This is a genomic window from Paenibacillus tianjinensis (assembly GCF_017086365.1).
Classification (GTDB): domain Bacteria; phylum Bacillota; class Bacilli; order Paenibacillales; family Paenibacillaceae; genus Paenibacillus_AQ; species Paenibacillus_AQ tianjinensis.
In genome coordinates this window covers 3,582,149-3,594,467 of sequence record NZ_CP070969.1, presented here as the reverse complement: position 1 = coordinate 3,594,467, position 12,319 = coordinate 3,582,149, and the positions used below count along the sequence as shown (strand labels likewise).

Genomic DNA, 12,319 nt, shown 5'->3' with positions numbered 1-12,319 from the left:
GCCTATTATTGATTGAAAGCGTGGGTAACAGGATACTTTATCAAGAATTATTCCTTGTTGGACGGTAGAGAGTTGAAGGTTATCGTTTTACTGCTTCAACGCCCAATGAATTTTATAACAGGAAATACAGATAGCTTGTTAGGAGGGTACCGATGCACAGTGAGATTGTACCAGAGCATGTATTAACGCACCTGAATCAAGATCAAACTTTGAAACGAATCATTCAAACAAGTTATGATGTGCTATTAGGTCAGGTTGGAAAAGGGAGAATTGTTATTGAAAATGAGGCATCATTCCAACTTCACTTTGCGTACATTCTAAAAACTATTGGCGAACTCATGCAGTTTTCTCCCGAAGACACATTTGCAATCAAGCTGGAAACACCGTATTTGTCGGTTGTAACACTCAATAAAAGTGGTTCAAAAAAGGCCAAAATTGATATCGTGCTGGAAATGAAAAATCTTTCTACTACTACCCGGTGTGCGATTGAGCTGAAGTTCTTTCAGAAAGTCAATATGCGTGAGCCTAACAATCGCTATGATGTCTACAGGGACTTGCAGAACCTTGAGGACTATGTGTATTCAAAGCAGTATAATTTTGGATTGTTATTTATAGCTACTGATCACATTCATTACGTTAGTAAGGAACAGTACTCCATGGATACTGCAGATTTCGACTTTCGGCATGGTGCTATGTACAAAACAGGTCACTTGTTGGAATATCGTACGACAAAGCCATACGGTGATCCAATTGCTTTGCTAAATGATTATAATTTCGCATGGGAAAATGCAGGCGGTGCGTACTTCTTGAAACACCTCGTGGAGCTAAATGATAAGCCTTGAAGTCAAATTAGCAGATCGTCCAGCAGAGGTAATGCTTACTAAGTTCATGTCTTCACCTTAAATATCAATCATTATCATGGGGGCAGACTGGTGTAAACCGCTGCTCTCTTTTTTAAAGCAAAAATAATTACGCTGTTTTTATTTATGGTAAGGATGGTTGTTTATGATGCGAAATGCCCGATAGAGCTGCTCGAATAGAATCGTAGTTTTAAGCCCTGAGTCCATATCCATTGGACTCAGTGTCAGAGTACTATCGCATGGAGCAGTTACTGATCCTATAATAATAGAGATATCTGATATTCCAGACACCCCCAAGCCATTGATTTTTGACGCAAGTTCCTCGGATGATATAGAATGCTCGGTGTTATTTATTAAATGTAGTCTGTAACTGTTGTTGTTTAATTTCTTTTCAAGCTGATCTTCTCTTTTAAGATGAACCAGCTTGACTGTGCAGTATCGACTCAGCCTCTTTTCATACTCCTTTATGGCTTCAAGGTAGAATTTATCTATCTTCTCGCTGATAGTGTATATTGTAAATTTCATAATAAGCTCCTCTTTTCAAGGATAGATGATTGCGGTAGATTTTCTGCTGAAATCAAGACACTTTCATTATAAATTAGGTTAATAGACCCACTCCCACAGGAATTTAGGAGTATAATGTTAAATTAATATAGGTGTAGTAGCTGCAAGGAAGAGAGGTTGATTATGGAGGTAATAAATAATATCGATAAACTCCTTGGAGACGATCTCAAACACTCCATTAAAAAAGGATCAAAGCTGTCCATAGCAGCATTATGTTTTTCAATATATGCATACGAAGCCTTAATGAAAGAATTGAATCAAGTTGATGAAGTACGCTTCATCTTCACTTCTCCTGCATTTGTTGCTGATAGCTTTAATAAGGAAAAACGCGAGTTCTACATACCTAAGCGGAGCCGCGAGAAGAGTTTATACGGAACAGAGTTTGAACTACGGCTCAGGAACGAAATGACATTGAAATCAATTGCAAAAGAATGCGGCGACTGGATACGTCAGAAGGTTACTTTCAAGTCTAACTGCACTTCTGGTGCCATGCAAGGAATGTTGAACTTGAAAGCATCCGATAGTACAACCACGTACATGCCGATGGATGGCTTTACGACTGTTGATCTTGGTTATGAGAAAGGCAATGCTCTGTCCAAGATGGTCAACAAATTTACGGAAGCTCCATTCACCAAAATGTATTTCGACTTGTTCAATCAGTTATGGAACGACAAAAGTAAGCTTGAAGATGTGACGGATCAAGTAGCTGAACACATCTCATCTGTCTATAAAGAAAACTCCCCTGAGTTTATATACTACGTCATTCTTTACAACATCTTTATTGAATTCTTGTCAGATATCACTGAAGATATACTGCCAAACGAAGCAACTGGATTTAAAGATACAGAAATTTGGAAACGTCTTTACCACTTCCAAAAGGATGCCGTACTAGGTGCCATTAATAAGCTTGAAAAATATAATGGCTGTATTCTTGCAGATAGTGTCGGTCTCGGTAAAACATTTTCTGCCCTCGGGATAATCAAATACTACGAACTTCGCAACAAGTCGGTCTTGTTGCTATGTCCCAAGAAGCTTGGCGATAACTGGCTCACATACAAACAGAACGTGACCAACAACATCTTGTACGCCGACCGCCTGCGATACGACGTGCTCTACCATACGGACATTTCTCGTGAGAGAGGTAAGTCTAATGATATTCCGCTCGACAGATTGAACTGGGGCAACTATGACCTGCTCGTCATCGACGAATCACACAACTTCCGCAATAACGAAGCGAAGAAGGACAAAGAGACCCGATATCAGAAGCTGATGCGGAAAGTGCTAAAGAGCGGCGTCAAGACGAAGGTACTGATGCTGTCGGCAACCCCGGTGAACAACAAGTTTATGGATCTTCGCAACCAGCTTGCTCTGGCTTACGAAGGAAATCCTGAAGAAATCAACAACAAGCTGGGTACTGACAGAGGCATCAATGATATTTTCAAACGGGCTCAGTCTGCTTTTAATCAGTGGTCTAAGCTGGATGCCGCTGATCGAACAACCGAGACGCTCCTTGGAATGCTCGACTTTGACTTTTTTGAACTCTTGGATAGCCTGACTATCGCTCGTTCACGCAAGCACATTCAGAAGTATTACAATGCGGAGGAAATTGGCGAATTTCCTAAGCGTCTTCCGCCTTTATCCAAGTTCTGTGATTTAACAGACAGAACGGATGTTATCGGGTACAATGATATATTCACGGAGTTGTCCAGAATCAACCTCGGTATCTATGCTCCTTTCAAGTACATTCAACCGAGCCGCTTGAGGTTGTATGAGGAGATGTACGATACGAGCGTAAAGGGCGGAAGCGGGAGCTTTAAGCAATTAGATCGAGAAGGCAGCTTGCAGCTCTTAATGAGGATTAACTTGCTTAAACGATTGGAGAGTTCCGTGGAATCTTTCCGGTTGACGCTCTCCAAGATTATATCCAAACTGGGTCAGACATTGGAGAGAATTGAAGCTTTTGAACAAAGCGGAAGGTCAGATACAGTTGGATACACCGAGATCGAAGATGCCAGTCTCGATGATGATGACTGGCTGGATGATGACTTTACTATTGGGAATACGATAAAAATTAACCTTTCTGATATGGACATACTGAGATGGAAAGAAGATTTAATGAACGACCACAATATTCTATCTTCCCTGCATGAGGAAATGCAGAAAGTAACACCTGGGCACGATGAGAAGCTGAACGCCTTGAAACAGGCTATCGATACCAAAATCGGGCAGCCAATTAATCCGGGCAATCGTAAAGTGATTATCTTTAGTGCATTTACGGATACCGCGGCATACTTGTATACTCATTTATCAGAATACATGAAGGCAAAATACAACATTGATACAGCTAAGGTTGTCGGCAGCGATGAGAATAAGAACACCGCTGGTCTGAGGAACGATATCAGCACATTGCTCACCTGTTTCTCACCGCGATCCAAGGAGAAGAAGCTGACTATGCCAGATGTAGATGGCCAAATTGATTTGCTCATCGCGTCCGATTGCATCTCCGAGGGGCAAAACTTGCAGGATTGCGATTTTCTCATCAATTATGATATTCACTGGAATCCGGTACGAATCATCCAGCGGTTTGGACGAGTTGATCGGATCGGCTCCCAAAACAAATCCATTCAGCTTGTGAATTTCTGGCCCAACATGACGCTGGACGAGTACATTCAATTGAAAGAACGGGTCGAGAATCGCATGGTCATCATGGATATGACAGCAACTGGCGACGACAATGTTCTGTTTAATCAGTCCAGCGATCTGGAATACCGGAAGCAGCAGCTTAATCGCTTGCAGAAGGAAGTTGTCGATCTGGATGACATGAATACCGGAGTATCCATAACGGATTTAGGTCTTAATGATTTCCGCATGGATTTGGTGAACTACGTCAAAGAGAATGGCGAACTGGATACCGTTCCTAGCGGACTGCATGCTGTTGTTTCTGCTGATGAAGATAATGGAGTACAGCCCGGCGTCATATTCGTTCTTCGCAATGTGAATGAAGAACTGAACCCGGACAAGCAGAATCGCTTGCATCCTTTCTACCTAGTTTACTTGAGTGACGATGGTGAAGTCGTCACCAATCATATGGATGTCAAGAAGACACTCGATGTTCTGCGTGCCCTGTGCAGAGGAAAATCTGAACCTGTCTTGGAAGCATGTCGCAGCTTCAATCAAGCGACGAAAGACGGTAGGAAGATGGATGCCTATTCCATGCTGCTTGAGGAAGCGATCCGCTCCATTGTTCAGGTGAAGGAAGAAGGCGATCTGGATAGCTTGTTCAGTTCGGGAGGCACAACGGCTTTAGTCGATTCCGTCAAAGGTCTTGAAGATTTTGAACTCATTACTTTTGTTGTCATCCGGCAGGTGAGTGCATGATGTTCAAGCTACCATCAAGCACACTTGTGAATCGCAAAATACCGAAGAACAAATTTTATGAGAAGCTTCACGCCAATCAACATCTAAAGGAACTGTTTACTGAGCAAGTCGAGTCGATCATCTGGAAGCACAAACTATCCAAAGAGACGATTCGTCTCGAACCGAAAGATGACATTGAGGAAGTTCAGGTGTTTGAAGTTCACTTGAAAGAGCGAACCTACTCACTTGATTTGTTGCGGAGCATCGACAAGGCGATTCCTTACCCTATTCTGCACGTCATTATTTACGAAGATCAGGTAAAGCTTGCTATCGCCTACAAGGAGCGAAATCAGACCGATGATAACCGCTCCATTGTACGTTCCTATCACGAATCGGAATGGCAGCCTGTAGAAGAATTGAAGTTGGACATCATTCAAGGACTTGATCTAAAGGCTGTCTACGAGAACATCATTCGTCAACTTCTACCGATCAATTCGAACCCGGAAATCGAGCTTACAGCCATTCTGGAGCGACAAGCTCGCATAGATAAGCTGACGCTTGAATGCCAGCGATTAGAAGCTAAAATTCGTATCGAAAAACAATTCAATCGCAAGGTTGCGTTGAATATGGACTTGCAACAGAAACGCAAAGAACTCAATCAACTTTTTAACTAAGTAACGGAGGTTCAATTGTAAAATGAATAAGCTAACAATGAGGTCTGCTGATTTGACTCAAGACAATATTGATAAAATTGCGGAATTGTTCCCAAGTGTAATTACAGAGTCAAGAGATAATCAAGGGGGAATCAGACGAGCGATCGACTTTGAATTATTGAAGCAGGAGTTGTCTCATTTCCTTGTTGAAGGAGAAAAAGAGAGGTACCAAGTAACTTGGCCAGGGAAAAAAGAGGCAATTGTTAATGCAAATAGTTCTATTGAGAAGACATTAAGACCAGTGGTACAAGATAGTATTGACTGGGAAAATACTAAAAACCTCTATATCGAAGGCGATAATCTCGAAGTACTAAAACTATTACAAGAATCATATCTGAATAAAATAAAAATGATATATATTGATCCCCCGTATAATACAGGCAAAGACTTTATATATAACGATAACTTTAGAGAACCAACCGAAGAGTATTTGGAGCAATCTGGTCAGGTTGATGAGGAAGGAAATAGACTTTTTCAGAATACAGAATCAAACGGACGATTTCATAGTGATTGGATGACTATGATTTATACAAGATTAAGAATTGCTAGGAATTTATTAAGTGATGACGGAGTTATTTTTGTTAGTATCGATGAGCATGAAGAAAATAATTTAACAGCTTTAATGAATTCAGTCTTTTATGAAGAGAACAGGATATCAAAAATTACTTGGGAAAAAGGTAGAAAGAATGATTCAACATTTTATTCTGAAAGTGTAGAGTACGTGCTGGTTTATGCAAAGGATAAAAGTTTAGCATCAAAGTTCGGAAAATGGAGAGCTAAGAAACCTGGGTATGATGAGGTAATGAACAAGTTTAACTCTCTTAGAAAAAAAAATAACGATAACAGTCAAATTGAAGAGGGTATGAAGGAATTCTATAAAAACTTACCTGATAATCATCCTGCTAAGGAAATTAGCCATTTCTTTAGAGTCGATAATAGAGGTCTTTATTTTGGGGGAGATATCTCTTCTGCGAGTACGAGCATTCCTGATTACGAGGTAATCCATCCAGTAACTCAAAAATCCGTTAAGAAGCCTTCTAGAGGTTGGGGATGTATTGAAACTGAAATGAAAAGAAGGATAGCAGAGGACCGAGTGCATTTTGGAATTGATGAGACTACAATACCGCTCAGAAAAATATACTTGCATGAAGCACAAGACTACGTATTGACACCAGTTATATATAAGGATGGAAGAGCGGCAAGCATGACTCTTAAAGAATTACTAGGTGGAAATTATTTTGAGAACCCAAAAGATGTAACGGTACTAAAGAGTTTTATTGAATATGTCGGATGTGAGAATGGGATTTTACTTGACTTTTTTTCGGGTTCAGCAAGTTTTGCACAAGCTGTCATACAATTAAATGCTGAGGATAAGGGTAATCGTAAATTTATTATGGTACAACTTCCACAAAAAACTAAAGAGGATTCTGAGGCATTTAAAGCAGGATACAAGAACATCTGTGAAATTGGAAAAGAGAGAATTCGCAGAGCATCAAAGAAGATCAAGGAGGAAACAGGAGCAGATATTGATTACGGTTTTCGTGTGTACCGAGTGGATTCAAGTAACATGAAGGACGTATACTACACACCTGACAAGCTTGGCCAGTTGAACCTGGATGATGTGGCATCAAACATTAAAGAAGATCGCAGTGGCGAGGACTTACTGATTCAAGTGATGCTGGAACTTGGGTTGGAACTGTCTTTACCAATGGAGTCAAAAGAAATAGAAGGCAAAACCGTTCATTATATTGCTGGAAACTCCTTGATCGCTTGTTTTGACAGTGAAATAACAGAGACAGTCATCAAGAAGGTTGCAGAGGATCAACCACTTCGCGTTGTATTCCGCGACAGTTCCTTCAGAGATGATTCTGCAAGAATCAATGTCGAAGAGCTGTTCAAGCTACTCTCCCCTAGTACTGATATTCAAGTGCTTTAAGGAAGGTGAGCAACGATGAAAATTAAATTCAAACACCAACAATTTCAATTGGATGCGGTGAATAGCATTGTTGACGTATTTCAAGGTCAACCTAACGAATCTTCCCATTTTACGCTCGATAAAGGTCGGCGGCAGAAAAGTGTAGAAATAGGTGATCTATTTCAACAAACGGAAGGTAGTGAGTCCGAGTATGGTTTCAAGAACAATCCTATCAAGTTGATTGATCAGGAGGTCTTGAATAACATTCAATCGACACAACGTAAAAATGGATTGAAATTGTCTGAACGACTTGAGGGCAAATATAATGTGACGGTCGAAATGGAGACCGGTACGGGTAAGACCTATACGTATATTAGGACGATGTTCGAAATATACAAAAAGTATGGTTGGAGCAAATTCATTATCGTCGTCCCTTCAATCGCTATTCGTGAAGGTGTGCTCAAGACGTTTCAGATTACCGAAGACCATTTTATGGCGGAGTATGGCTCAAAGGCTCGATACTTCGTATACAACTCGAAGCAGTTGCATCACATCGAGAAGTTCGCCAGCGATGCTGGGATCAATGTCATGATCATTAACTCTCAAGCATTCGCCGCGAGAGGGCAGGATGCAAGAAGAATTTACATGGAGTTAGATGACTTTAGCTCCCGTCGTCCAATCGATGTCATTGCCAGCACGAATCCGATTCTGATAATCGACGAGCCCCAATCTGTAGAAGGTCAGAAAACTAAGGAATCACTCAAGTTGTTCAAACCGTTGTTTACGTTGCGATACTCAGCAACTCATCGGGAGGACTACAACAAAGTATATCGCCTAGATGCTTTGGATGCGTACAACATGAAGCTGGTCAAGAAGATTAGCGTTAAAGGTATTTCGGTTAAAGGTACAAGCGGGACAAACAGTTATGTGTACCTCGAAGGCATTGATGTCAGCGACAAGCATGCTCCAGTAGCACGGCTTGAGTATGAAAAACGCACCAAAACGGGGTTAACAAAAGTATCCAGGAAGGTTTTAATAGGTGATGATCTCTATCAATTGTCTGAGAACCTAGAGCAGTATAAAGGTTGCAAAATATCCGAAATCAACGGGCAAAATAACAGCATCAGCTTTATTAATGGTGTCACTTTGTATGCTGGAGAAGTGCAAGGTGATGTCAGCGAGCTTCACTTCCGACGAATCCAGATCAGGGAAACGCTTAAGTCTCACTTCGAGAAGGAGCGGGTGTTGTTCGATAAAGGGATTAAAGTTCTCTCACTCTTTTTTATCGACGAAGTTGCCAAGTACCGGCAGTATGATAAAGAAGGCAATGGAAAAAATGGCGATTATGCAGATATCTTTGAAGAAGAATACAATGAACTCCTGAACGAGCAACTATCACTGTTTGTGGATGATCCATATGTTCAATATTTGAATGCAATCCATGTGAAGGATACTCATAAAGGGTACTTTTCCATTGATAAAAAGAGCAGCCGGTTCGTTGATTCCAAGGTGTCTGCCAAAGAAACGGACTCCGATGATGCGGATGCATACGATCTGATTATGCGGGACAAGGAACGTCTGCTCGGCCTTGAGGAACCGACACGGTTTATTTTCTCTCACTCTGCGTTGAAGGAAGGCTGGGATAACCCCAATGTATTCCAGATTTGCACGCTCAAGCACAGCGACTCCACAATCAAAAAGCGTCAAGAAGTTGGACGCGGTCTACGACTATGTGTGAATCAGAACGGCGATCGAATCGACTCCAGTATTCCAGGTATTGATGTCCATGAGATCAATGCACTGACTGTTGTCGCCAGTGAATCCTATGAGCAATTTGCGAAGCAGCTTCAAAGCGAAATCGCCGCTACGCTGTCTGATCGCCCACGCAAGGCGGACAGTGGATTTTTCTTGGAAAAAGTCCTTGTTAATGCCCGCAGCGAGCAATTGAAGATCGATGAGAGACTCGCAAACAAGCTGCAAAACGCGTTCATTCGAAATGGCTATACCGATGATGACTATATCCTGACGGATATTTACTTTGCTGCCTTAGAGGAACAAACCATCAAACTACCTGATGAGCTAAACGCACATCAAGAGCAACTTATTGAACTGGTTAAAACGATTTACGTTGAAGGCAAGTCGGATATGACGAACGATGACCGGAAGAATACAGTTCCGAATATCACGGTGAACAGCAACTTCCATAAGAAAGAATTCAAGGAGTTGTGGAGCCGAATCAATAAGAGATCGGTTTACACGGTTCAGTTCGATTCGGAAGAATTGGTGCGGAAAAGCATCATGGCGATTGATATGAGCTTGGACGTGCCTTCTATTCGTTATTCCATCAAGCATGGGGAAATGAATGAGATCGAATCCCGTGAACAATTGAAGCAGGGAGAAGCGTTCGTAATTCGAGAGACGGACGCGAATTATGTTCATCAATCTGCGGCCTCGAAGATCAAATACGATTTGATCGGCAAACTGATGGATGAAACGAAGCTCACCAGAAAAACGATTGTGGCCATCTTGAAAGGCATCAAACAAGCGAAGTTCATGCTGTTCCAGAAGAATCCTGAGGAGTTTATACTTCGGGCGTCCAGACTGATCAATGAGCAGAAGGCGACGACGATCATTGAATCCATTACGTATGATGTGATCAATGATACGTTCGATACCGATGTGTTCACGAAGAACACGTTGAAAGGACAGCTTGGACAAAACGCGATAGCGGTTGAGAAGCACATTTACGACTATGTGGTGACGGATTCCAAGATCGAGCGGGCTTTCGCAAAAGAGCTGGATACGAGCAATGAAGTACACATTTATGCCAAGTTGCCGCGGGGCTTTTACATCCCGACGCCTGTCGGCGATTACAACCCCGACTGGGCGATTGTATTCAAAGAAAGCGGCGTGAAGCACATTTACTTTATTGCAGAGACGAAAGGTTCCTTGGATTCGATGGAACTACGTGAAGTTGAGAAAGCGAAGATTGAATGTGCACGGCGGCATTTCGCTAAGTTGAACTCCGATCAACTGAAGTACGATGTGGTTAACAGCTATGAGAAGTTGATGGAGATTGTGAAGGGATAATAATCTATTATGGCCCTCATCGATTTAGTCGGTGGGGGTTTCTTTATGAAATGCGTGGATTAATATGGGAGAAAGGGTTAAAATGATTCTATTAATTAGTGCTGGAGGATTATTCGTGATTAATAGAACGGATAGACTTTTTAGTTATTTCGAATATAAACATCCAGAAGTAAATATTAATATATGTAGGAGCTCTATAGATCCTGAAGTAGGCCGAATTCTCAACCATTTCAATGCAGAAGGATCTTGCTCATTAAATTTAGATACAGGAAAAGTCGACATACAATTAAACGATGACATCTTTAGAAAGTCTGCTATTTATGAAGAGCTAGCCCATGTCCTTCAATTTCATCGTGACAGTTACGTAGAGGTAAATTCTCTTGATTACTACCAACGGGAAGTTGAAGTGGCCGAGTGTATGCTCAAAAGGGTCGCAGAAGGTCGACTAAGATTAAGTGATGAAGAAATTGCCCAAACTAATAGTAATTTGTTGGTATACCAAGAGGCAGTAGTGAATTTGGGGGGATCAGTATGAATGATAACCGAATAGTAGGTTACATTGAAACACCACTGAGATTATCCCCTGGTGAATATATTGTAACAGGAGACTGGGCAGCCTCAAAATTGAGTTATGGTAATAATTATGTAATACAGCACTTTAGAAATGAGATGCCCGTAGGTAACTGGATAATAAGTTCTGTCATCAATTTTACAACAAAAACAGGCCCTAAAATTGGTCTCAAAGTTTCGTCCGATAATAAGTTTGCGTATTTTCAAGTTGGAGATATCATAGCTGACCGGAATTACAATGTTGATTTCTACAATGTAAATATTGAGAATAGGTCAGATGACAATGAGGTAGTGGTTGGCAGTTTTCTCAATGATCAGTCAGCTAAAGCTATAATATATTCAGGTATGAGTGGACTCACAATGGCGACGATGTCTTATGGGAATATGTATCTACCTCATACCGTTCAAATTAAAACGGTGAAAGGAACAAAAGTAGCTAGAGTGATCGGCAGGCAGGGAGTAGTGGATCAAGAAAACCCGCTTGAGGTGCGGGTGGATGCGAAACCTAAAATCCTGCTAACCGAATTATTAAACACAATGAATCCACTGAGATCATTCATTGTTGGTGTTACAAAAGAATACACTAATAACTACAACACCAAAACGAAGGCGTTACCATCCATACATGAACCAGCAGTTGAACTCAAGACCGGCAGTATTAGAATATTACTAGCTCCTAATAACGAAGGTCAATTAAGCATGTATGATCAACCCTCAGGCTTACCATATGAATTGTTGTACAAAATTCTATCTTCCGCAAATAAAGAGGAAACAGATGCAGTTATTCAAATTATGAGTGGCAACTTCATAAATGCACGGAAGCATTTACACAACCTTCTTAATTTGGTGAGACCGTTCTACAAAAAGGGTTTATTAGAAGTATCGTTAAGTGGGTATGAGAAGATAAGAGCTAATGAGGCTACTTACAGAACAATAAAAACCGCTTTGAACTTAATAGCTTCGAGAGAAATTGAAGTCACTGGTCAAGTCTATGCTATAGACACAATACGTAAATGGTTTAGAGTTATTGACGTTGAAACCGAAGTAGATTGGAAGATAGTATATACTCAGAAAGACAATACGGAGTTTGACTTAAATATTTTAACAAAGGGGAAAATAAAGGTCTTTGCTACAACATTTTCACCGAGAGAAGCTAAACGAGGTATTGCTGAGTATGTAGGTCATGAGTTTATCTAGCTTAGAGGTAAGAGAGGAGCACTGTGGCCCCTCTCTTTTTCAGTTTATCTTAG

The 12,319-nt window shown here is 41.1% G+C and carries 8 protein-coding genes; 7 read left to right on the top strand and 1 reads right to left on the bottom strand.

Annotation, left to right across the window (positions count from 1 at the left end; genetic code table 11):
• The first annotated feature begins 152 nt into the window (after nt 1-152).
• The gene (locus tag JRJ22_RS16200; RefSeq protein ID WP_206100520.1) at nt 153-842 is read left to right on the top strand and encodes a hypothetical protein; all 690 of its coding nucleotides are present in this window, start codon (nt 153-155) and stop codon (nt 840-842) included.
• A 138-nt stretch (nt 843-980) separates the two neighbouring features.
• Here the strand turns inward: JRJ22_RS16200 and JRJ22_RS16195 are convergent, their stop codons facing one another.
• Nucleotides 981-1,385: a 23S rRNA (pseudouridine(1915)-N(3))-methyltransferase RlmH gene (locus JRJ22_RS16195; RefSeq protein WP_206100519.1), complete on the bottom strand. Its 405-nt coding sequence runs from the start codon at nt 1,383-1,385 to the stop codon at nt 981-983.
• Nucleotides 1,386-1,547: 162 nt separating this feature from the next.
• Here JRJ22_RS16195 and JRJ22_RS16190 point away from each other — a divergent pair, with 162 nt between their 5' ends.
• The 6 genes from JRJ22_RS16190 to JRJ22_RS16165 all read left to right on the top strand — a co-directional run bounded on the left by JRJ22_RS16190 (nt 1,548) and on the right by JRJ22_RS16165 (nt 12,266).
• Nucleotides 1,548-4,802, top strand: a complete 3,255-nt coding sequence (locus JRJ22_RS16190) for a helicase-related protein (RefSeq protein WP_206100518.1) — start codon at nt 1,548-1,550, stop codon at nt 4,800-4,802.
• A complete protein-coding gene (locus tag JRJ22_RS16185) occupies nt 4,799-5,455 on the top strand; it encodes a DUF4391 domain-containing protein (protein WP_232380864.1) in 657 nt (218 codons plus the stop codon). The genes JRJ22_RS16190 and JRJ22_RS16185 overlap by 4 nt, the downstream gene beginning before the upstream one ends.
• A gap of 22 nt (nt 5,456-5,477) precedes the next feature.
• Nucleotides 5,478-7,430, top strand: coding sequence for a site-specific DNA-methyltransferase (locus JRJ22_RS16180; RefSeq protein ID WP_206100517.1), 1,953 nt, complete (start codon nt 5,478-5,480; stop codon nt 7,428-7,430).
• A 15-nt stretch (nt 7,431-7,445) separates the two neighbouring features.
• Nucleotides 7,446-10,499, top strand: a complete 3,054-nt coding sequence (locus tag JRJ22_RS16175; protein WP_206100516.1) for a type III restriction-modification system endonuclease — start codon at nt 7,446-7,448, stop codon at nt 10,497-10,499.
• Between the two features lie 115 nt (nt 10,500-10,614).
• A complete protein-coding gene (locus JRJ22_RS16170) occupies nt 10,615-11,034 on the top strand; it encodes a hypothetical protein (RefSeq protein WP_206100515.1) in 420 nt (139 codons plus the stop codon).
• Entirely contained in the window at nt 11,031-12,266 is a 1,236-nt protein-coding gene (locus tag JRJ22_RS16165; RefSeq protein WP_206100514.1) for a hypothetical protein, read from the top strand. The genes JRJ22_RS16170 and JRJ22_RS16165 overlap by 4 nt, the downstream gene beginning before the upstream one ends.
• Nucleotides 12,267-12,319: the final 53 nt, after the last annotated feature.